Raw genomic sequence first — 21,845 nt, 5'->3', positions numbered from 1 at the left:
GACTCATGCGTGCATTGACCTTTCACGGCAGCCACGACGTCCGGGTGGAGCAGGTGCCCGACCCGATCATCCAGGAGCCGGACGACATCATCCTGCGGGTCACCGCCACGGCCATCTGCGGCTCGGACCTGCACCTGTACCGTGGCAAGATTCCCCAGGTGAAACACGGCGACGTGTTCGGCCACGAATTCATGGGCGTGGTGGAGGAGGCAGGGCCGGCGGTGACCGCCGTCAGCAAGGGCGACCGGGTGATCGTGCCGTTCGTGATCGCCTGCGGCGACTGCTTCTTCTGCCAGCTCGACCTGCACGCGGCCTGCGAAACCACCAACCCCGGGCGTGGTGCGATCCTCAACAAGAAGCAGATACCCTCCGGTGCCGCGCTGTTCGGCTACAGCCACCTCTACGGCGGCCTGCCGGGCGGCCAGGCGGAGCTGGTGCGGGTGCCCAAGGCCAATACCGGGCCGTTCCGCGTGCCGGATGTGCTGGACGACGAACAGGTGCTGTTTCTCACCGACATCCTGCCCACCGGTTATCAGGCCGTGGTCAATGCGGGGGTGCAGCGTGGCAGCCGCGTGGCGATCTTCGGTGCCGGCCCGGTGGGGCTGATGGCCGCCGCCTGCGCGCGCATGCTTGGCGCGGAACAGATCTTCATGGTCGATCACCACGCCTACCGCCTGGCCTATGCCGAACTCACCTACGGGGTGATACCGATCAACTTCGACGAGGTCAGCGACCCGGCTGCCGCGATCATCGAGCAGACCCCCGGCTACCGCGGGGTGGATGCAGTGATCGACGCGGTGGGCTTCGAAGCCAAGGGCAGCGTCACCGAAACCGCGCTCACTGCCCTCAAGCTGGAAACCAGCAGCGGCGTGGCCCTGCGCCAGTGCATCGCCGCCGTACGGCGCGGCGGCACGGTGAGCGTGCCGGGGGTGTATGCCGGGTTCATCCACGGCTTCCTGTTCGGCGATGCGTTCGACAAGGGCCTGACCTTCAGGATGGGCCAGACCCACGTGCACCCGCTGCTGCCAACCCTGCTCGAACACATCCAGAAGGGCGAGCTGGAGCCGGAGATCATCATCAGCCACCGCATGGCGCTGGCCGACGCGGCCGAAGGCTACCGGATCTTCGACAAGAAACAGGACGACTGCCGCAAGGTCATCCTGCGGCCCTGAACCGCTCGCCCGATAGGTGGAACCTTTGCCCGCGGGGCCGCCTTCTAATTCTTCACAACAACCCGATCGGATGCGGCTGCAGGGTGTGAGCAGCGGTCCGGTCAACCATTCGGGACCATCGGTCCCGGTCAGGAGGAAGCGACATGTCATCAGCTATCCAGAACGTCCAACGCGTGGAACGCGTCATCTCCATCGCCGGCGGGGTCATGGCCATCGTCAGCGGTGTCTACCGGGGCGGGGCCCTGGGCATGGCCAAGGCCCTGGGGGGCGCCGCGCTGCTGCAGCGCGGGTTCAGCGGTCACTGCACGGTCAAGGCCCTGATCACCGACCCGGAAACCGAGCTTGCCTACCTGCGCGAGCGAGTGGCCGAGCTGCGGGCGGCGCTGCCCAAGGTCGAAGAGCAGGTGGCGCGCCGCCGCCAGGCCCTGGAAAGCAAGAACCAGGAAAACCGGATCGACAACGCCGTGGAAGAAACCTTCCCGGCCAGCGACCCGATCTCACCGTAACCCGGCTGCCGGATCACGCCGTGCGGGGGATGGCCCATGGGTCATTTCACCGCCCGGCGAAAACACTGAATCATCGGTCGGCCATCCCGGTCGACCGAGTACAGCCACCCGATCCGGAGACACGCCATGAGCACCCGAACCCCGACACCCGAAGCCCCAATCATTCCCGATGACAGCCTGGATTTCAGCGACGACGGCGAAGGCCGTGCGCTGGGCCAGCCGCCCATCGATGAAGTGCCCCAGGAACCGCGCGAGCCCGTGGCCGACCTCGGCCTGACTGGCGCGGCCACCCAGACCGACAGCGAGCACGAAGACAACGTCACCCTGGACGACCTGAGCCCTGACACCCTGTTCGACGAAAGCGGTGCCCGCTCGCCGAACGAGCCCGGCGGCGAAGGGCCGGCGGACGAAGAGCTGCGCACCGTGGACGAAGCGGAAATCGGCGGCGGCAGCGGCCTGGACGAAGCCGAGCTGGCCCGTTCCGCACCGCTGGACGGCAAGCCCTGGACCGATGAGGTCTCACCCACCCGCGGAGAAAAGCCATGAGCGAACAGCACTGCGCCTGCCCCCATTGCAGCTGCAAGGTGAGCAGTGACGAGTGGTCGAGCGACGGCAAGCTGTATTGCTGCCAGGCGTGCCTGGATGGCCACCCGGCCGGCGAGGTGCCTTGCCACAACCCCGGGTGCGACTGTGGCGAGCGCATGGCCCGCGCCCGGGAACGCACGCCGTGACACACACCATGCAGCGGGCCGGGTGCCGCCACCCTGGCGGCACCCGTGGCGTCAGGCCGCCTTGCGCAGGGCGCTGAGCAGCTCGTCCTTGCGCATGCTGGAACGACCGGCGATGTCGCGCTTGCGCGCCAGCGCCATCAGCTCGGTCTTGGTCATGCCCTCCAACTGCTGGCCCGGCCGTGGTGATCCCTGCCGCGTGGCCGCCGCACGGCGGGCTGATGACTGACGCGCCGCCTGCTTGCTGCCGGCGCTGGTCTCGCGCCCGGAGCCGCCGCGTTTCTCGCCGCCCCCGGACTGCTTGTTGACCGTGGCCCAGGCCCGGGCTTCGGCTTCGTCCTTCGATACGCCCTTGGCCTCGTAGCTGTCCTCGATGTGCTCGGCCTTGCGCTTCTGTTTCTCGGTGTATTTGTCTTTGCTTCCGCGTGGCATGGCGGCGGTCTCCGACTGGCTGGCCGCCGGGCCGGATTGCCCCGCGGCGCTCACCACGGAAGAAAGCGCTACGGCGCCAGGGTTCCGCCTGTCTGATCAGCGGCGCCGCTTAGAAAAAGCGAACCTCTGGCCACATTTCACCTCAGAAGGAGAACCGTTCCGCTGCGGAGACAACCATGGACGTGACCGAGCGTATCCTGACCACCCTGGCGCTGGAATTTTCCGACCTGCGCCAGGTGGAAGACCTGACCCGAATCACCTTGCGCCTGGTGCTGGCGACCCTGCTGGGCGGGCTGCTCGGCTACGAGCGTGAAGTCATGGGCAAGGCCGCCGGCATGCGCACCCACATGCTGGTGTGCCTGGGCGCCGCCATCTTCGTCATGGCCCTCGAGCAGGACGGCGCCGAAAGCGACGCCATGAGCCGGGTGATCCAGGGCATTGCCGCCGGCATCGGCTTCCTGTGCGCCGGCACCATCCTCAAGGGGCAGGATATTTCCGACGTCAAGGGCCTGACCACCGCCGCCGGGCTGTGGGCGTCGGCCGCTATCGGCGTGGCCGTGGGCCTGGGGCGGGAGGCCACCGCCGTGCTGTCGGCGCTGTTTGTGCTGGTGGTGCTGCATGTCATGCCGCTGATCGTCGACCCGAGCGCGAGCGTCAAGCCGGACGACCAGGCCGGTGGCGCTGATGACGGCGCGAAGAGCGGGTCGAAGGATCAGCCGGGCACCTGATTTGCCGCCGCAACGGACAACGGGCAAGCCCCGCACATCGATGAAAACACCCTGAACTTTATTCCCCGGCGCCGTCTCGGAATGCAAGAGGCCGAGGCGTGCGCCACCGCGTCCTTGACCGATCGCCCCATTCCAGAACGAACCGCCCACCCGGTGTGAAAGGAGCCAGGAACGATGCCGTCCCCCCAGTACAGCGACGAGCGTGTCGCCCACGCCATCCGCCAACCGCGCCTGGCGATCGAGGCGGTACAACCGGTCATCGAAGGCGGCCGCTTCGCCGTCAAGTGCCTGGAGGGCCGGCCGCTGGAGGTCAGCGCGGTGATCTTCGCCGACGGCCATGACCAGCTCGCCGCCGACCTGCTGTGGCGCACCGCGGGCCAGGCGACCTGGCAGCGCATCCCGCTGCAGGCCCAGGGCAACGACCACTGGAGCGCGCGCCTGCAGATCGACGTCCAGGGCCCGGCCGAATTCGCCATCGAAGCCTGGCAGGATGTCTACGCCAGCTACCGCTACGAGCTGGTGAAGAAATTCGGCGCCGGCGTGCCGGTGAGCCTGGAGCTGCAGGAGGGCGCCCAGCTGGTGCGGCGCATCGGTGCCGAGGCGCCGACTGTCCTGAAGAACGACCTGGCCGACCTGATCGGCCGCCTGGAAGCCTGCCAGACCGTGGAAGAGCGGGTGGCGACCCTGGTCGATCCCAGCGTCAGCGAGCTGATGCGCCGGGCCGAATACCGCCCCCATGTACTGCGCAGCCCCATCTACCCGCTGGATGTGGAGCGGCGTCTGGCCGAGTTCGCCAGCTGGTACGAACTCTTCCCCCGTTCGGAAAGCACCGAGCCGGGGCGCCACGGCACCTTCGCCGATGTGCACCGACGGGTGCCGGAGATCGCCCGGCTGGGCTTCGACGTGCTGTATTTCCCGCCGATTCATCCCATCGGCCGTGCCCACCGCAAGGGGCCGAACAACAGCCTGAGCGCCGGGCCGGATGACCCGGGCAGCCCCTATGCCATCGGCAGCGAGGAGGGCGGCCACGACGCCGTGCACCCCGAACTGGGCAGCCTGGAGGATTTTCGCGAGCTGGTGCGGGTGGCGCGCGAGCATGGCCTGGAAGTGGCCCTGGACTTCGCCGTGCAGTGCTCGCCGGACCACCCCTGGCTGCGCGAGCACCCGGGCTGGTTCAGCTGGCGCCCGGACGGCAGCATTCGTCATGCGGAAAACCCGCCGAAGAAATACGAAGACATCGTCAACGTCGAGTTCTACGCCGAGGCGGCGATTCCCGACCTGTGGCTGGCCCTGCGCGACGTGGTGGTGGGCTGGGTGGAGCAGGGCGTCACGCTGTTTCGCGTGGACAACCCGCACACCAAACCGATGCCGTTCTGGGAATGGCTGATCGCCGACGTGCGCAGCCGCCACCCGGAGGTAATCTTCCTCTCCGAGGCCTTCACCCGGCCGGCGATGATGGCGCGCCTGGGCAAGCTCGGCTTCAGCCAGAGCTACACCTACTTCACCTGGCGCAACACCAAGCAGGAGCTGCAGACCTACTTCACCGAGCTCAACCAGCCGCCGTGGTGCCACTGCTACCGGCCGAACTTCTTCGTCAACACGCCGGACATCAACCCGTACTTCCTGCAGCACGCCGGGCGCCCGGGGTTCCTCATCCGCGCTGCCCTGGCCACCATGGGCTCGGGGCTGTGGGGCATGTACTCGGGTTTCGAGCTGTGCGAGGCCCAGGCGGTGCCGGGCAAGGAGGAGTACTTCGATTCCGAGAAGTACCAGTTGCGCCAGCGCGACTACCAGGCCCCCGACAACATCTCGGCGGAGATCGGCCGGCTCAACCAGATCCGCCGCGAGAACCCGGCACTGCAGACCCACCTGGGTTTCCAGGCCTACACCGCCTGGAACGACAACATCCTGTACTTCGGCAAACGCACCGAAGACCGCTCCAATTTCATCCTGGTGGCCATCAGCCTGGACCCGCAGCACCCGCAGGAGGCGCATTTCGAGCTGCCGCTGTGGGAGCTGGGGCTGCCCGACGACGCCGACCTGGAGGGGGAAGACCTCATGAACGGCCACCGCTGGACCTGGCACGGCAAGGTGCAGTGGATGCGAATCGATCCCTGGCACCTGCCGTTCGGCATCTGGCGCATCCGTAATCTTCGCTGAACACAGGAGCACCCCGACGATGGCCAAGCGCAGCGATGGCACTGCCTTTCTCAACGACCCGCAGTGGTACAAGGACGCGGTGATCTACCAGGTCCACGTGAAGTCCTTCTTCGACGCCAACAACGACGGCATCGGCGACTTCCAGGGCCTGATCGACAAGCTCGACTACATCGCCGAGCTGGGGGTCAACACCCTGTGGCTGCTGCCGTTCTACCCCTCGCCACGGCGCGACGACGGCTACGACATCGCCATGTACCGCGGCGTGCACCCGGACTACGGGACCCTGGCCGATGCCCGGCGCTTCATCGCCGAGGCGCACCGCCGGGGCCTGCGGGTCATCACCGAGCTGGTGATCAACCACACCTCGGACCAGCACCCCTGGTTCCAGCGCGCCCGCCTGGCGAAGAAGGGGTCCAAGGCGCGTAATTACTACGTCTGGTCCGACACCGACGAGAAGTACGACGGCACCCGGATCATCTTCATCGACAGCGAGAAATCCAACTGGAGCTGGGACGCGGTGGCCGGCCAGTACTTCTGGCACCGCTTCTATTCCCACCAGCCGGATCTCAACTTCGACAACCCCAAGGTGCTCGACGCGGTGCTGGGGGTGATGCGCTTCTGGCTCGACATGGGGGTGGACGGCCTGCGCCTGGACGCCATTCCGTACCTGATCGAGCGCGACGGCACCAACAACGAGAACCTGCCCGAGACCCACGCGGTGCTCAAGCGCATCCGCGCCGAGCTGGACGCCCGCTACCCGGACCGCCTGCTGCTGGCCGAGGCCAACCAGTGGCCGGAAGACACCCGGCCGTACTTCGGCGAAGACGACGAATGCCACATGGCGTTCCACTTCCCGCTGATGCCGCGCATGTACATGGCCATCGCCCAGGAAGACCGCTTCCCGATCACCGACATCCTGCGCCAGACCCCGGAGATCCCGCCCAATTGCCAGTGGGCGATCTTCCTGCGCAACCACGATGAACTGACCCTGGAAATGGTCACCGACGACGAGCGCGACTACCTGTGGAACTACTACGCCGCCGACAGCCGGGCGCGCATCAACCTGGGCATCCGCCGGCGCCTGGCACCCCTTGTCGGCCGTGACCGGCGCCGGGTGGAGCTGCTCAACAGCCTGCTGCTGTCCATGCCCGGCACGCCGACCCTGTACTACGGCGACGAGATCGGCATGGGCGACAACATCTACCTGGGCGACCGCGACGGCGTGCGTACCCCCATGCAGTGGTCGGTGGACCGCAACGGCGGCTTCTCCCGCGCCGACCCGGCAAGCCTGGTGCTGCCGCCGATCATGGACCCGCTCTACGGCTACCACACCATCAACGTCGAGGCCCAGGCCCGGGACCCGCATTCGCTGCTCAACTGGATGCGGCGCATGCTCGCCATCCGCAACCAGCACAAGGCCTTTGGCCGCGGCAGTCTGCAGATGCTGGTGCCGAGCAACCGGCGCATTCTGTCCTACCTGCGCACCTTCACCCATGAGGATGGTCGCGAGGAGCACATCCTGTGCGTGGCCAACCTGTCCAGCGCCGCCCAGGCTGTGGAGCTGGAGCTGGCCGATTATTGCGACCGGGTGCCGGTGGAGATGATCGGCGGCGCGTCCTTCCCGCCGATCGGCCAGCTCACCTACCTGCTGACGCTGCCGCCCTACGGTTTCTACTGGTTCTACCTGGCCGACGCCTCGCAGATGCCGAGCTGGCACCTGAAGCCGGTGGAGCGCATGCCCGAACTGCAGACCCTGGTGCTGGCCCGGGCCTTGAGCGAGGTGATGAACGAGCGCGCGCGGCGCACCCTGGAGCAGGAATCGCTGCCGCTGTACCTGCCCAAGCGGCGCTGGTTCGCCGGCGAGCAACGGCCATCCGCCGGGGTGCGCCTGCTGTACGTGATCCCGCTGGCGGAGGGCGCCGATGCGCCGCTGCTGGCCGAGGTCGAGGTGCAGGGCGAGCAGGGCGTCGAGCACTACCGCTTGCCCCTGGCCGCGGTGCCCGAGCGCGCCAGTGGCAACGACCTGCCGCAGCAACTGGCCCTGGCCCGGCTGCGTCGTGGGCGCCATGTGGAGCTGCTGACCGACGCCTTCAGCCTGCCGCGCTTCAGCCAGCAGGTGTTGCAGCTGCTGCGCGAGCAGAGCGTGCTGCGCAGCGACGCCGGTGAAATCCAGTTCCGCGCCGAACCCGGGCTGCAGGCACTCGCCGAGGTGGACGAATCGGCGTTCAAGCTGCTCTCGGCGGAGCAGTCCAACAGCTCGGCCCTGGTCGGCGATCAGCTGTTGCTGAAGCTGCTGCGGCGCGGTTTCCCGGGTATCCACCCGGAAGTGGAGATGGGTCGTTTCCTCACCCACCACGGCTACGCCAACGTGGCGCCGTTCCTCGGCGAAGTGGTGCGGGTCGATGACGACGGCCAGCCCCACACCCTGATGGTGGTGCAGCAGTTCCTCGACAACCAGGGCGATGCCTGGCTGTGGACCCTCAATACCCTGGACCGCGCCCTGCGTGACCAGGTGACCGGGGGCACCGGTGATCCGGACGTCGATGCGCTGAACGAACTCGAAGTATTCGCCGGCGTGCTCGGCAAGCGGGTGGGCGAGATGCACGCGGTGCTGGCCCGCCCGGTGGACAACCCGGACTTCGGCCATCAACTGAGCGGCGACGAGGATGCTGCGCACTGGAGCGCTTCCATCGGCGAGCAGCTGCGCCAGGCGCTGCAGGCTCTGGCCAAGGCCCGCGACGGGCTGTCAGCGGCCAGCGCCGAACAGGCCGACTGGCTGCTGGCCCGGGAACAGCCGCTGCTCGAGGCCGTGGCCAACCTGGCGAAGCTCGCCGGTGGCGGGCTGCGTATCCGCGTGCACGGCGACCTGCACCTGGGTCAGGTGCTGGTGGTGCAGGGCGATGCCTACATCATCGACTTCGAAGGCGAGCCCAATCGCACCCTGGACGAGCGCCGCCAGCGCCACAGCCCGTTCAAGGACGTGGCCGGCATGCTGCGCTCCTTCGACTACGCGGCCGCCGTGGCACAGCGCAACGCCAGCGGCATGGAAGGCGCCCTGGGCGCGCAAGAGGCGATCGGCGAGATCATCCAGCGTTACCGCGACAGCGCGCGCACGGCCTTCCTCGACGCCTACCGCCTGGCCGCCGCCGGCTTGCCCCACGAGTGGTACGACCGGGACGGCGAGGGCGCGGCCCTGGACCTGTTCTGGCTGGAAAAGGCCGCCTACGAAATTCTCTACGAGAGCGGACACCGTCCGGACTGGATCGACGTACCGCTCCAGGGCCTGACCGATCTGGCTCGACAACTGCTGGGAGCGACACCGTGAATCAAGACAGAGTGGAACGCCTGCGACGGGCCGAGGACGGCGATCCGTTCAGCTTCCTCGGCCCCCACCCGCAGGCGGATGGCAGCACCCTGGTGCGGGTGTGGACACCCGGCGCCGACGGCGTCGAGCTGCTGGCCCGGGACGGCCAGTCCCTGGGCGTGATGCAGCGCACCGACCCGGACGGGCTGTTCGAGGGCAGCCTGGCCCAGCCCCAGGCCTACCGGCTGCGCATCCGCTGGCCCGGTGGCGACCAGGAAACCGAAGACCCCTATGCCTTCGGCCCGCTGCTCGGCGAGGTCGACCTGTACCTGTTCGCCGAGGGCAACCACCGCGAGCTGTGGCGCTGCCTGGGCGCCCAGGTGGTGGAGCGCGACGGCGTCAGCGGTGTGCGTTTCGCGGTGTGGGCGCCGAATGCCCGACGGGTCTCGGTGGTGGGCGATTTCAACAGCTGGGACGGCCGTCGCCACCCGATGCGCCTGCGCTACCCGGCGGGCATCTGGGAGTTGTTCATCCCGCGCCTGGGGGCTGGCCATTGCTACAAGTACGAGATTCTCGGCCCCACCGGGCTGCTGCCGCTGAAGGCCGACCCCATGGCCCTGGCCACCGAAGTGCCGCCGGCCACCGGTTCCCGGGTGCCGCCGGCCGAGGGCTTCGCCTGGCAGGACCAGACCTGGATGGAGCAGCGGCATGACGCCCAGTCGCCCCGGGCGCCGTTGTCAATCTACGAGCTGCACGTGGGCTCCTGGCAATGGCAGGACGACCGCCCGCCGAGCTGGGACGAACTGGCCGAGCGCCTGGTGCCCTACGTGCAGGAGCTGGGTTTCAGCCACATCGAGCTGATGCCGATCATGGAGCACCCGTTCGGCGGTTCCTGGGGCTACCAGCCGCTGTCGCTGTTCGCTCCCACGGCGCGCCTGGGCGACCCGGAGCGCTTCGCCGCCTTCGTCGACCGCTGCCACCGCGCCGGCATCGGCGTGATCCTCGACTGGGTGCCGGGGCATTTCCCCAACGACGCCCACGGCCTGGCCGAGTTCGACGGCACCGCGCTGTACGAGTACGCGCACCCGTTCGAGGGCTTCCACCCGGACTGGAACACCTGCATCTACAACCTGGGCCGCACCGAAGTGCACGGCTTCATGCTGGCCAGCGCGCTGTTCTGGCTGCGCGAGTTTCACATCGACGGCCTGCGGGTGGATGCCGTGGCCTCGATGCTGTACCGCGACTATTCCCGTGAAGACGGCCAGTGGATCCCCAACCGCTATGGCGGCCGGGAGAACCTGGAGGCCATCGAGTTCCTGCGTCACCTCAACGACGTGGTGCGCAGCGAGGTGCCGGGTGCCCTGGTGATCGCCGAGGAATCCACGGCCTGGCCGGGGGTCAGCCGGCCGGTGCAGGAGGGCGGGCTGGGCTTCAGCCACAAGTGGAACATGGGCTGGATGAACGACAGCCTGCGCTACGTCCAGGAAGACCCGATGTACCGCCTGCACCACCATCACCTGGTGACATTCGGCCTGCACTACGCGTTTTCCGAGCGCTTCATCCTGCCGATCTCCCACGATGAGGTGGTGCACGGCAAACGGTCGCTGCTGGGGCGCATGCCCGGTGACCGCTGGCAGCAGTTCGCCAACCTGCGCCTGTACCTGTCGTTCATGTGGACCCACCCGGGCAAGAAACTCCTGTTCATGGGCTGCGAGTTCGGCCAGTGGCGCGAGTGGAACCACGACCAGCAACTGGACTGGTACCTGCTGCAGCAGCCCGAGCACGCCACCACCCGCGCTTTGGTGGGCGAGCTGAACCGCCTGTATCGCCAGGAACCGGCGCTGCACCAGCTGGACGACCGCGCCGAGGGCTTCCAGTGGCTGATCGGCGACGACGCGCGCAACAGCGTGTTCGCCTGGCTGCGCCACGGCGAGCAGGACCAGCACCCGCTGCTGGTGGTGCACAACTTCACCCCGCAGGTGCAGGCCGGTTACCGGATCGGGGTGCCCAGGGCGGGCGGCTGGGAGGTGTTGCTCAATACCGACGAGGCCCACTGGGGCGGCTCGGGGGCGGGGGCGACCGGCTCGCTGGAGACGGCGGCGGTGGCGGCCCATGGCCTGGCGGATTCGCTGCTGGTGGATTTGCCGCCGCTGGCGTCGCTGGTGTTGCGGCCGCGGCGCTGAGGTCAGTCGGCCTGGCGGAACCGCGGTTCCGCCAGGCGCGTGCGCGGGGTCAGTGGGCGCGGGTGACGCCCTGCAGCACGGTGGTGTTGGCCCGCTCGTTGCGGCCGGCGGCGATATTGCCCAGGGACACCACGCCCACCAGGCGTTTCTCGCGGCTCAGTACCGGCAGGCGGCGTACCTGGATGTCGGCCATGTTGCGCGCCACGTGCTCGATGTCTTCGTCTTCGAAGCAATAGCGGATGTCGCCGCTCATCACCTGGCGCACCGGGGCGTCGCTGTTGAGCCCGGCGGCCACGCCACGGATGGCGATGTCGCGGTCGGTGACCATGCCGATCAGGCGGTCGCCTTCGTTGACCAGCAGGGCGCCGCTGTCGATGCTCGCCATCAGCGAGGCGACCTCGCGCAGGCTGCGCTCGGGTTCGGTGGTCTGCACGTTGCGGGTCATGATTTCACTGACTTTCATGGTGGTTCTCCTGGCGTTGTCGTGGGCCCCGGACAGGGCCCTCTGTAAAGTCCGACTGGCCATACCCCGGGGTGTTCAGGTTGATTCAGGAGTAATGCGGCAGGTGGTGGGGGAAGTCGCCGACCCGGGCACCGATCACCATTTCGCTGATCCAGTTGCTGAGAATCCGCGTGTAGGCCTGCTGGTCGGCGTCCTGGCTCAGGGCATGGTCGGCGCCGTCGAGCAGGCGGTGGGTCATCGAATGGGCCTTGTCGAAGGCCGCGCGGTAGCTCATCAGCGTGGTATGCGGCACGAAGTCGTCGTGCTCCGACTCCACCAGCAGCACGTCGCCGCCGAACGCCGAGCAGGCCGTCAGGGCCTGGTTGTCCCGGGCGGTCCAGAGCTGGCGGCGGTACTGCGCCAGGCGCGCCACGTCGAGTTGGCGCTTGGGCAGGTTCCAATCCTCGTCCCAGTACAGCGCCGGCACCCGCAGGGCCAGCCATTTCACCGGGCGCAGGGTGGTCAGCAGGGTCGAGAGGTAGCCGCCGTAGCTGCTGCCGATCACCGCGATGCTGGCCGGGTCCACCGCCGGGTGTTCGACCAGCCGGTCGTAGGCGGCGACGATGTCGGCCAGGTTGTGCTCGCGGGTCACCCGTTCCTGCTCGTCGATGGTCTTTTCATGGCCGCGCAGGTCGAAGGTCAGGCACACGCAGCCGAGGCCGGCGATGCCCTTGGCCCGCGCCAGGTCGCGTTGCTGGCTGCCGCCCCAGCCGTGCACGAAGAGCACGCCGGGGACTTTGCTTTCCGGGGCGAGGAGGGTGCCGGCGATGGCCTGGTTGTCGACGAAGATATCGATGGTTTCGGTCTGTGCAGTCATGGGGCTCCCAGGGTGACGTATTTGCTCAGCAGGCCCAGCTCCGGCTCCTCGCCGCGGTACAGGCAGGTCGCGCCTGCCGGCGCCGGTACTTCACCGTAGCGCTCGTGGGTCGCGGCGGTGAGGCGCTGCAGGCCCGGGTTGGCGATGAAGGCTTCCAGGGCGAACAGCTCGGCGGCGCTGGCACCGCCGACGCGCCAGGACTGCTCCAGCACCCCGGAACGCGGGCGGCCGTCAGCGTCCAGGCCGCGGGCCACGTCGTAGTTGCGCCGCGAGGCGAACAGGCTGGGGTAGGCGTCGCAGGCCGCCAGTTCGTAGATGCGCGCCTGCTGCACCGCCAGCCGGGCGTCCCGCGGCATATCCAGGCCCATCAGGTCGCCGTAGTCGCCGCGCACCAGGATCAGCTCCGAACCGCCGTAGACCTTGTGGTCGTGGTTGTCGTGGGTCAGGTGCTGGGTGCCGTAATAACTGAGGGTGTGCCCGGCCACGCGGATCTGCCCGACGCTGTAGGTGTCGGGGCGGCGCAGGTCTTCTTCGAGCACCAGGCCCCAGGTGCGCACCTCCTGCTCGTCCTGCTGGGCGAGGGCGGCCTCCAGCTCGGCGCGGCAATGCACCACCTGCTGGCCGCGGCCGGCCTTGCCGCGCACCGGCTTCAGGCGCACAGCGCCGTCGCGCAGCAGGCGTTCGGCGGCGAGCCGGGCGTCTTCCAGGGCGAACACCGAGTAGCCATTGAGGATCGCGTGGCCGGCCTGTTGCGCCAGGCGTGCCGACCAGCCATGCGGCACATGGCTGGGCGCGTCGATCAGCGGGTGGCTGATGGCCTTGGTGGCGACGAAGGGCTGCGGCACCACACCGCCGAACAGGTCCTGGGGGCCGCGAATGCCCAGGGCCTGCTGGTTGCCCACCAGGGTTTCGTCGGGCAGGAAGTAATAGCCGCCCCGGGTGTGTCGCGCCGGGTCATAGAGGCCGAGGAAGGCACAACCGAGCACACCCGCCAGTTTTTCCCCGAGCACCTGGTGCACGGCCTGTTCATGGGCGGCCGGCGGGCCATCGGTGTGCAGCAGGACGACACCGCTGGGTGTATTCATCCTTCACCCTGCTGCCAGGTGCCGCCGATGCGTTCGCAGTCGGTGCGGGCCTGGGCCAGGTCATCGGCGCTGTAGTAGTGGGTCACCACCTTGGCGTCGTTCGGCACCGCTGGCCGGGGCTTGCTTTCGTCCTGGTCGGTGGAGCGGTAGTTGGCCAGGGTTTCCTGGGTCAGCGCGGCTTCGCAACGCCCGAGGCTGCCCGTGTCGCACTGGGCGACCTTGCGCTTCTCGGTGTTGAGCACCTCGTTGCTCTCGTTGCTGCACGACCAGTCGATGTCGCCGTCGGAGACACCGCTGAATTCGTAGCAGTGCTCTTTTTCGACTTCCGGGATGGCGTCGCTGGACGAGCGGGTGGAGACGTAGCAGGCCTCGGCCAGGACAGGTCCGGAGACCAGGCTGCCGAGCGTGAGGCACAGGACCAGTGCAGGAATGCGCATGGGATAGCTCCTTTAGATAGCTCCTTCGCGGCTGTTACTGGTTGTGAGCCAAGGGGCGCGGCCTAAGTTCAGGGTGTTTGATGAGCGGAGCGGGCGGGGCAGAGAAAGTCTGAACTCATCGAAGCGGTCGCTGACTGAACTTGAAGTGCTAGCGGTTGTACCACGAGGAGAAACGCATGAAACGGGACTGGAATCTGATCCGATCACTCTTGCTGGAAATCGAAGCCCTGGAATGGGGCCGCCAGTTTTCCCCACGGCCCCTGGACGGCCACAGCCTGGAAGTGGTCAACCACCACCTGCACCTGCTGGAAAAGGCCGGGCTGGTCGAATGCATCGACTACTACCGCTGGAACGGCGAGCCGGCCCGGGTGGCCAACGCCCTGACGCTGCTCGGCCACGACCTGCTGGACAGCATCCGCGACGACGACGGCTGGTACGAGAAGAAGGCCAGCCTGCTCACTTACCTGGGGATGACGCCGTACGAAGCGTTCCGCCCCAGCGCCTGACGGGACAGGGTCATGACCGAACCTCGCGACGAGTCGGCTGACGCCGTCCAGCAATTCAAGACCGCCATCCTGGCGAAACTGCGCTACGCCGTGGGCAAGGACCCGGCCAACGCCTTCGAGCACGACTGGTTCGAGGCGCTGGCCCTGGCCACCCGCGACCACATGATCGACCGCTGGGAAGAAGCCTCGGCGCAGATCGACCGCCAGGGCGACAAGCGCATCTACTACCTGTCCCTGGAATTCCTCATCGGCCGCCTCTTGGTGGACAACCTGAGCAACCTCGGGTTGCTGGACATGGCGCGCCAGGCCATGGAGCAGCTCAACGTCGACCTGGACCGCATCCGCGAGATCGAGCCCGACGCCGCGCTGGGCAATGGCGGCCTGGGGCGCCTGGCCGCGTGTTTCATGGAAAGCATGGCGACCCTGCGCCTGGCGGCCCACGGCTATGGCATTCGCTACGAGCACGGGCTGTTCCGCCAGGCCATCGTCGACGGCTGGCAGGCCGAGCAGACCGAAACCTGGCTGGATTTCGGCAACCCCTGGGAATTCGAACGGCCGGAAGTGGCCTACCGCATCGGCTTCGGCGGCAGCGTCGCCAGCCATGCCCAGGACGACGGCACCACCCGGCAGATCTGGCACCCCCAGGAAACCGTGCGGGCCATCGCCTACGACACCCCGGTGGTGGGCTGGCGCGGCGCCTCGGTGAACACCCTGCGCCTGTGGCGCGCCCGGGCCGAGGAAGACCTGCAGCTGGACCGCTTCAATGCCGGCGACTATTTCGGCGCGGTGGCCGACGAGGTGCGGGCCGAAAGCATTTCCCGGGTGCTGTACCCGGCGGACACCACCGAAGCCGGCCAGGAACTGCGCCTGCGCCAGGAGTTCTTCTTCGTTTCGGCCTCGCTGCAGGACCTGATGGGCCGGCACATGGAGCAGCACGGCGACATCCAGCTGCTGCCGGACAAGGTGGCGATCCAGCTCAACGACACCCACCCGGCGATTGCCGTGGCGGAGCTGATGCGCCTGCTGGTGGACATCCACGAGGTGGAATGGGCGCGGGCCTGGGAGCTGTCGGTGGCGACCCTGTCGTACACCAATCACACCCTGTTGCCGGAAGCCCTGGAATCCTGGCCGGTGTCGCTGATGGAACGCCTGCTGCCGCGGCACATGCAGATCATCTACCTGATCAACGCCCAGCACATCGACGCCCTGCGGGCCCGGGACATCCACGATTTCCGCCTGCTGCGCGCGGTGTCGCTGATCGAGGAAGACCACGGCCGACGCGTGCGCATGGGCAACCTGGCGTTCCTCGGCGCGCACAGCATCAACGGCGTCTCGGCGCTGCACACCAAGCTGATGCAGGAAACCGTGTTCTACGACCTGCACCGCCTGTACCCGCAGCGGGTGAACAACAAGACCAACGGCGTGACCCTCCGCCGCTGGCTGTTCCAGGTCAATCCGCAGCTCACCGGGCTGCTGGTGGACACCCTGGGCGAGGGCGTACTGGATGCTCCGGAAACCACCCTGCAGCAGCTCGAGCCCTTCGCCGAGAAACCGGGCTTTCGCAAACAGTACGCCGCCTGCCGCCAGCGCAACAAGGAGGCCCTGGCCGCCCTGGTGCGCCAGCGCATGGGCATCGCCCTGAACACCGGGGCGATCTTCGACGTGCAGATCAAGCGCATCCACGAGTACAAGCGCCAGTTGCTCAACCTGCTGCACACCGTGGCGCTGTACCAAGCGATCCGCAACGACCCGGCCACCGACTGGGTGCCGCGGGTGAAGATTTTCGCCGGCAAGGCGGCGGCCAGCTACCAGCAGGCCAAGCTGATCATCAAGCTGGCCAACGACATCAGCCGCACTATCAACGACGACCCTACGGTGAGCAACCTGCTCAAGGTGGTGTTCATCCCCAACTACAACGTCAGCCTGGCCGAGGTGATCATCCCGGCGGCCGACGTGTCGGAGCAGATCTCCACCGCCGGCCTCGAGGCCTCAGGCACCAGCAACATGAAGTTCGGCCTCAACGGTGCATTGACCATCGGCACCCTGGACGGCGCCAACGTGGAAATGTGCGAGCGGGTGGGGCACGACAACATGTTCATCTTCGGCATGACCGCCCAGGAAGTGGACGCACAGCGGCGCAAGGGGTTGGAGATGGGCGACGTGGTGGCGTCGTCGGAACGCCTGCGGGCGGCGCTGGAGGCGATTCGCTTCGGGGTGTTCTCGCCGGACGACCCGGGGCGTTATGCCGGGCTGGTGGACTCGCTGCTGTTCGACGACCGCTTCATGGTCTGCGCCGATTTCGACGCCTACTGGGATGCCCAGCGGCAGGTCGACAAGCGCTGGCAGAACAGCTCCAAGTGGTGGCGCTCGGCGGTGCTCAACACCGCCCGCATGGGCTGGTTCTCGTCGGACCGGACCATTTCCGAGTACGCCACCGACATCTGGAAAGTGCCGCTGCCGCCCCGGCAGGACCGTTAGGCCCAACCCTCACTCCGCTCGATGCACGACCGGCCCGCTGACTTCCAGCGGGCCGCGGTCTGCTGCGTGGTGGCTCAGCCCGGCAGGTGGTGGGCCGGGGTCGGCACGCCGCGTTTCGAATGGGAAATGCGCGTGACCTGGATATCGGTGATCTCGTTCGGCCACTCGAAGGTGTGGATCGAGTGCAGGTAGAAGCGCGCCTCGTCGGGCGTCAGTTCTTCGCTGTCGGCTTCGACCTCCACGCTGTGGGGCTGGTTGTGCAGGATGTAGCTGATCAGGTGGACGGGCTTGTTGGACATGGCGTGGCTCCTGGTTGGCCGGATGGGTAGGGAATAGACCCGCGAACCGGGTCGTGGAGTTCCGTATTTCCGCCCGGCGGCACGGGGCCGCCGGGGGCGGTCAGGGCTCGGTCGGCGCGGAATTGGCAGGGGGCGCGGCGTTCTGCTTCTTGCGCAGGCTCTTGGCGCGCTGTTCCAGCACCAGGTAGGTGATGCTGGCCAGCAGCAGCGGCAGCAGGAAGTACAGGGCGCGGTAGCCGATCAGCGCGGCGACGATGGCGCCCTGGCTGAACTGGTGCTGCAGCAGGGCCAGGAACACCGCTTCCAGCACGCCGAGGCCCGCCGGAATGTGGGCGACGATACCGGCCACGCAACTGATCAGCAGCACCCCGAGAATCGACGGGTAGAAGGCGTCGTCCGGCAGCAGCCAGTAGATCAGCGCCGCCATCAGCGACCAGTTGGCCGCGCCCAGGCAGATCTGCATCAGGGCCAGGCGCAGGGTGGGCAGGGTGATGGTGTGCTCGCGGAAGGTCCACACCCGCTGCCGGGCGAAGGCGCAGGCGCCGATGTAGGCGAGCACGAAGCTCAACAGTGCGAAACCGATGAATTGCAGGCCGGTGACCCCCAGGCTCCAGTCTGGCGGCAGGCGGATCAGGCGCAGGGAGAAGATGGCCCCGGCCACGGTCATGTAGCCGGTCCAGTTGGTCAGCAGGCCCAGGCTGATGATCCGCGTCACTGTGGAGGTGCGCAGGCCCAGTCGGGTATAGAGGCGGTAGCGCATGGCCACGCCGCCGATCCAGGTGGTGAAGTTGAGGTTGAAGGCGTAGCACACCATGGCCACCGGCATCACCTGGCGCACCGGCAGCTTGTGCCGGGTGTAGTAGCGCCCCAGCACGTCGTACAGGCTGAACACGGTGTAGCTGCACAGCACGATCAGGGCGCCGACCAGCAGGGTCTGCAGGCTGTAGCCGCTGAGGGCGTCGCGGACCTCGTCCCAGTTCAGGTTTTTCGCCAGCAGGTAAAGCAGCGTGGGAATCAGCAGCAGAAAGAACAGGGTAAGCAGGCGCTTGCCCCAGACGATCCATGTGGCGTGCTGGGGGGTATTCATCCAGTCTTTTCCTCTTTGTAGCAACAGGGTTTGGTGACGCTCTCGACGATCGGGTCCGGCTTGGGTTCAGGCTCCGGACCCGGTGTCGGGTCGAGGGGTTGCAGGTTCTTGCGGTGCGCCGGCAGCCAGCCGGCGATGGCCGGGAACAGGCGCACGAAGTGGAAGCACAGGAACACCAGCGGCGCGCGCCACCAGTAGCCGCGCAGCAGGCGTTCGAGCTGGAAGCGCTTGCAGTGTTCGGCGGCCAGTTGCTCCAGGTGCTCGTGCAGCTGCTGGTTGAAGTCGCGGTCGCGGACGAACAGGTTGGCTTCCAGGTTCAGCGCCAGGCTCAGGGGGTCGAGGTTGCTCGAGCCCACGGTGGACCACTCGTGGTCCACCAGCGCCACCTTGCCGTGCAGCGGGCGCTGGCAGTATTCGTAGATCACCACGCCGTCGCGCAGCAGGTAGTTGTAGAGCAGCCGCGAGAAGCCCTGGGCCCACTGCATGTCGGGCTGGCCCTGGAGGATCAGCACCACCTTCACGCCCCGGCGCGCGGCGTTGCGCAGTTCGCGCAGCACGCTGTAGCTGGGGAAGAAATAGGCGTTGGCCACCACCACCCGCTCCTTGGCGTTGCGCAGGGCGGTCACGTACTGCTCTTCGATGTCCGTGGTGTGGCGGTCGTTGTCACGCTCCAGGAGCATGATGCGCACTTCGCCGGTGGCCCGGGTGGTGGCCTGTACCGGGCTCGGCTCGGCCAGGGCAGGGCGCAGCAGGCGCAGCGTGCAGGTGTGCAGGTCGGCGACGATCGGTCCGGTCACCTCCACCGCGTAGTCCTGCTTGGCCATCTCGCCGAAGTCGCCCAGGTGGTCGGCGGAATAGTTGATGCCGCCGACGAAGGCCCGCTCGCCATCGATCACCACGATCTTGCGGTGCAGCCGGCGAAACAGGTTGGTGCGCATGCCCAGGCGTCGTGGGCTGGGGTCGAACACATGGACCTTGACGCCTTCGCGGGTCAGGGCCGCCACGTACTCCTTGCCCAGGTCGGCGGTGCCGTAGCCGTCCACCGCGATCACCACGCGCACGCCGCGCTTGGCGGCTTCGATCAGTACCGCTTGCAGCTCCATGCCGACCTTGTCTTCGAAGATGATGAAGGTCTCCAGCAGCACCTCCACCCGGGCCGCGCGGATGCGTTCGAACACCCGCGGGTAGTACTCCTCGCCGTTGATCAGCAGTTCGATCTGGTTGCCATCGCGCCAAACGCCACTCATAGATGAATCTCCGCAGCCAGGGGGGCATGGTCCGACAGGTGCGACCAGGGCCGGGTGGACAGCACCACCGGCGAACGGGCGGTGGCGTTGCGCACGTAGATGCGGTCCAGGCGCAGCAGCGGGAAGCGCGCCGGGAAACTCTTCGCCGGTGCGCCATAAGCACCGCGGAACACCTCGGCCAGGGCCTGCTCGGCCAGCAGGGCGTCGGCACGCAGGCGCCAGTCATTGAAATCGCCGGCGACGATCACCGGTGCGGTCGGGTCGAGGGTGGCGAGCAGGTCCAGCAGCAGGCCGATCTGCTCGGTGCGGTGGCTTTCGCGCAGGCCCAGGTGCACGCAGATCGCATGCACTTCGGCGTGCCCGGGTACGTCCAGCTTGCAGTGCAGCAGGCCGCGCTGCTCGTTGCCTTTGACGGTCACGTCGAGGTTGTGGTGCTCGACGATGGGAAACTTCGACAGCAGGGCGTTGCCGTGGTGGCCGTCGGGGTACACCGCGTTGCGCCCGTAGGCGAACTGCGGCCACATGCTGTCGGCGAGAAACTCGTACTGGGGCATGGTCGGCCAGTCCTGGAAGCGCTTGGCGTGCAGCTCGTGGTTGCCCAGCACCTCCTGGAGGAACACCAGGTCGGCGCCGGTGGACTGCACCGCGCTGCGCAGCTCCGGGAGGATGAAGCGGCGGTTGAGGGCGGTGAACCCCTTGTGGGTGTTGATCGTCATCACCTGCAGGCGCCGCACGGCGGTGATGCGGTCGATGACGATCTCGGGATTGGGAATGGTGCTGTTCACGGCGACTTCGCTCCTTGCCGGTACGTCGGGCCACGTTTCGAGGTGGGTGGCCACGGGGTCGGGTGGTCACAGATGGCCCGGTTTCTCCGAGCGCGACTCGTGGTAGGGCGAGGCATCGGCGATCACCCGGTCCAGGGCCGGGCTGCTGTGGATCTGCTCTTCACTGCCGTCCTGGTTGCGCTTGGCCGGCCGCAGCTCGACCTTGATCCAGCCGCTGTCGCGCCGGTCGAACGCCTCGAAGGCGGCGATGGCGTCGTTCATCGGCTTGACTTGGGTGAGGATCTTCGCCGGGTCGATACGCCCGGCCTGGATCATCTCGATCAGCCGCGGGATGTAGCGCCGGTGGTTGCAGTTGCCCATGTTGAGGGTGAGGTTCTTGTTCATCGCCAGGCCGATGGGGAACTGGCGCGCCTCCTGCGGATAGACGCCGATGATGCCCAGGGTGCCGGCCTTGGCCAGGCTCTCGACCGCCCACTGCAGGGCCTGGGCCGGGGCGTCGCCCGGTTGCCAGTTGTGCGGGGTGTCGGCGTGCTGGCCGTGGTGCGGGCAGTCGGCGTCCACGCCCACGGCATCGATGGCGCGGTCCACGCCGATGCCGTTGGTCAGGCGGCGCAGGGTCTGCACCGGGTCTTCCTGGTCGAAGTCGATCACCTCGGCGCCTTGCTGGCAGGCCATGCGCAGGCGGTCTTCGTGGCGGTCGATGGCGAACACCCGGGCCGCGCCCAGCAGCTTGGCGCTGGCGATGGCGAACTGGCCCACCGGGCCGCAGCCGAACACCGCCACGGTGTCGCCGCTGGAGACCTCGGCCAGCTCGGCGCCGAAGTAACCGGTGGGGAAGATGTCCGAGAGCAGGATGGCCTGGTCGTCGCTGATCTCGCTGGGCAGCTTGACCAGGCCGACGTTGGCGTAGGGAATGCGCGCCAGCTCCGCCTGCAGGCCGTGGAACGAGCCGGTGGCGGCGGGGCCGCCGTAGAACGCGGTGCCGGCCTCCTTGCCGTTGGGGTTGGCGTCGTCGCACTGGGCGTAGTAACCCGCGCGGCAGTAGGCGCAGTTGCCGCAGGCGATGGTGGAGGGGACCACCACCCGGTCGCCGATGCGCAGGTTGCGCACGTCGCTGCCCAGGGCTTCGACGATGCCCACGGCCTCGTGGCCGAGGATGGTGCCCTTGGCCATGCCGCCCACCGTGCCGCGCACGAAGTGCAGGTCGGTGCCGCAGATGGCGGACGCCGTCACCCGGATGATGGCGTCGGTGGGGGCCTGGAGCGTGGGTTCGGGGACATCCTCCAGGCGGATGTCGCCGATGTCGTGGAAAACCACTGCTTTCATGGGTGTCTCCCGCAGCCGGACAGGCCGGCGCTCGAACGTGCGTTGCCGCGAAAAAACACGGCG

General features: G+C 67.7%; 20 protein-coding genes. 10 read left to right on the top strand and 10 right to left on the bottom strand.

Features of this window, described 5'->3' with window-relative positions; genetic code table 11:
* Positions 1 to 5 precede the first annotated feature (5 nt).
* From N5C28_RS11230 to N5C28_RS11215, 4 genes are all read left to right on the top strand, one after another.
* A complete protein-coding gene (locus tag N5C28_RS11230) occupies positions 6 to 1,172 on the top strand; it encodes a glutathione-dependent formaldehyde dehydrogenase (RefSeq protein ID WP_279822306.1) in 1,167 nt (388 codons plus the stop codon).
* Positions 1,173 to 1,315: 143 nt separating this feature from the next.
* Positions 1,316 to 1,678, top strand: coding sequence for a DUF2892 domain-containing protein (locus N5C28_RS11225; protein ID WP_279822303.1), 363 nt, complete (start codon positions 1,316 to 1,318; stop codon positions 1,676 to 1,678).
* Positions 1,679 to 1,804: 126 nt separating this feature from the next.
* Entirely contained in the window at positions 1,805 to 2,224 is a 420-nt protein-coding gene (locus tag N5C28_RS11220; protein ID WP_279822301.1) for a hypothetical protein, read from the top strand.
* A complete protein-coding gene (locus N5C28_RS11215; RefSeq protein WP_279822299.1) occupies positions 2,221 to 2,409 on the top strand; it encodes a metallothionein in 189 nt (62 codons plus the stop codon). The genes N5C28_RS11220 and N5C28_RS11215 overlap by 4 nt, the downstream gene beginning before the upstream one ends.
* Before the next feature lie 51 nt (positions 2,410 to 2,460).
* Here N5C28_RS11215 and N5C28_RS11210 read toward each other — a convergent pair whose 3' ends face one another.
* Positions 2,461 to 2,838, bottom strand: coding sequence for a Rho termination factor N-terminal domain-containing protein (locus N5C28_RS11210; RefSeq protein ID WP_279822296.1), 378 nt, complete (start codon positions 2,836 to 2,838; stop codon positions 2,461 to 2,463).
* 176 nt (positions 2,839 to 3,014) lie between these two features.
* Between N5C28_RS11210 and N5C28_RS11205 the strand changes: the two genes are divergently transcribed.
* The 4 genes from N5C28_RS11205 to glgB all read left to right on the top strand — a co-directional run bounded on the left by N5C28_RS11205 (position 3,015) and on the right by glgB (position 11,213).
* Positions 3,015 to 3,566, top strand: a complete 552-nt coding sequence (locus tag N5C28_RS11205) for an MgtC/SapB family protein (protein ID WP_279822294.1) — start codon at positions 3,015 to 3,017, stop codon at positions 3,564 to 3,566.
* Positions 3,567 to 3,740: 174 nt separating this feature from the next.
* The gene (locus N5C28_RS11200) at positions 3,741 to 5,726 is read left to right on the top strand and encodes an alpha-1,4-glucan--maltose-1-phosphate maltosyltransferase (protein WP_279822293.1); all 1,986 of its coding nucleotides are present in this window, start codon (positions 3,741 to 3,743) and stop codon (positions 5,724 to 5,726) included.
* 19 nt (positions 5,727 to 5,745) lie between these two features.
* Positions 5,746 to 9,051: a maltose alpha-D-glucosyltransferase gene (treS, locus tag N5C28_RS11195; protein ID WP_279822291.1), complete on the top strand. Its 3,306-nt coding sequence runs from the start codon at positions 5,746 to 5,748 to the stop codon at positions 9,049 to 9,051.
* Entirely contained in the window at positions 9,048 to 11,213 is a 2,166-nt protein-coding gene (gene glgB, locus N5C28_RS11190) for a 1,4-alpha-glucan branching protein GlgB (protein ID WP_279822289.1), read from the top strand. The genes treS and glgB overlap by 4 nt, the downstream gene beginning before the upstream one ends.
* 49 nt (positions 11,214 to 11,262) lie before the next feature.
* On the opposite strand, the gene N5C28_RS11185 is transcribed toward glgB, so the two are convergent.
* The 4 genes from N5C28_RS11185 to N5C28_RS11170 form a co-directional block, all read right to left on the bottom strand.
* Positions 11,263 to 11,676, bottom strand: coding sequence for a CBS domain-containing protein (locus tag N5C28_RS11185; protein WP_279822287.1), 414 nt, complete (start codon positions 11,674 to 11,676; stop codon positions 11,263 to 11,265).
* A gap of 85 nt (positions 11,677 to 11,761) precedes the next feature.
* Positions 11,762 to 12,532, bottom strand: coding sequence for an alpha/beta fold hydrolase (locus N5C28_RS11180; RefSeq protein ID WP_279822285.1), 771 nt, complete (start codon positions 12,530 to 12,532; stop codon positions 11,762 to 11,764).
* Entirely contained in the window at positions 12,529 to 13,617 is a 1,089-nt protein-coding gene (locus N5C28_RS11175; RefSeq protein ID WP_279822284.1) for a DUF3182 family protein, read from the bottom strand. Before N5C28_RS11175 ends, N5C28_RS11180 begins: the two co-directional genes overlap by 4 nt.
* On the bottom strand, positions 13,614 to 14,054 hold the full coding sequence (locus N5C28_RS11170; protein WP_279822282.1) for a hypothetical protein: 441 nt from the start codon (positions 14,052 to 14,054) through the stop codon (positions 13,614 to 13,616). The genes N5C28_RS11175 and N5C28_RS11170 overlap by 4 nt, the downstream gene beginning before the upstream one ends.
* Positions 14,055 to 14,230: 176 nt before the next feature.
* On the opposite strand from N5C28_RS11170, the gene N5C28_RS11165 reads away from it, so the two are divergent.
* Positions 14,231 to 14,560, top strand: coding sequence for a DUF2513 domain-containing protein (locus N5C28_RS11165; RefSeq protein WP_279822280.1), 330 nt, complete (start codon positions 14,231 to 14,233; stop codon positions 14,558 to 14,560).
* A 12-nt stretch (positions 14,561 to 14,572) separates the two neighbouring features.
* Entirely contained in the window at positions 14,573 to 17,038 is a 2,466-nt protein-coding gene (locus N5C28_RS11160; RefSeq protein WP_279822279.1) for a glycogen/starch/alpha-glucan phosphorylase, read from the top strand.
* Between the two features lie 74 nt (positions 17,039 to 17,112).
* Here the strand turns inward: N5C28_RS11160 and N5C28_RS11155 are convergent, their stop codons facing one another.
* From N5C28_RS11155 to N5C28_RS11135, 5 genes are all read right to left on the bottom strand, one after another.
* On the bottom strand, positions 17,113 to 17,337 hold the full coding sequence (locus N5C28_RS11155) for a hypothetical protein (protein WP_279822277.1): 225 nt from the start codon (positions 17,335 to 17,337) through the stop codon (positions 17,113 to 17,115).
* Between the two features lie 100 nt (positions 17,338 to 17,437).
* On the bottom strand, positions 17,438 to 18,424 hold the full coding sequence (locus N5C28_RS11150) for a lysylphosphatidylglycerol synthase domain-containing protein (RefSeq protein WP_279822276.1): 987 nt from the start codon (positions 18,422 to 18,424) through the stop codon (positions 17,438 to 17,440).
* Positions 18,421 to 19,671: a cardiolipin synthase ClsB gene (gene clsB / locus N5C28_RS11145; protein ID WP_279822275.1), complete on the bottom strand. Its 1,251-nt coding sequence runs from the start codon at positions 19,669 to 19,671 to the stop codon at positions 18,421 to 18,423. Before clsB ends, N5C28_RS11150 begins: the two co-directional genes overlap by 4 nt.
* Positions 19,668 to 20,456 carry an endonuclease/exonuclease/phosphatase family protein gene (locus N5C28_RS11140; RefSeq protein WP_279822274.1) on the bottom strand — a complete coding sequence of 263 codons (789 nt, stop codon included), beginning with the start codon at positions 20,454 to 20,456 and terminating at the stop codon, positions 19,668 to 19,670. Before N5C28_RS11140 ends, clsB begins: the two co-directional genes overlap by 4 nt.
* 66 nt (positions 20,457 to 20,522) lie before the next feature.
* Positions 20,523 to 21,782 (bottom strand): glutathione-dependent formaldehyde dehydrogenase, encoded by a 1,260-nt coding sequence (locus tag N5C28_RS11135; protein WP_279822273.1) that lies wholly within the window; start codon positions 21,780 to 21,782, stop codon positions 20,523 to 20,525.
* Between the last annotated feature and the right edge of the window lie 63 nt (positions 21,783 to 21,845).

Source organism: Pseudomonas sp. GD03944 (assembly GCF_029839275.1).
Taxonomy (GTDB): Bacteria; Pseudomonadota; Gammaproteobacteria; order Pseudomonadales; family Pseudomonadaceae; genus Aquipseudomonas.
This window is presented reverse-complemented; position numbering and strand designations above follow the sequence as displayed.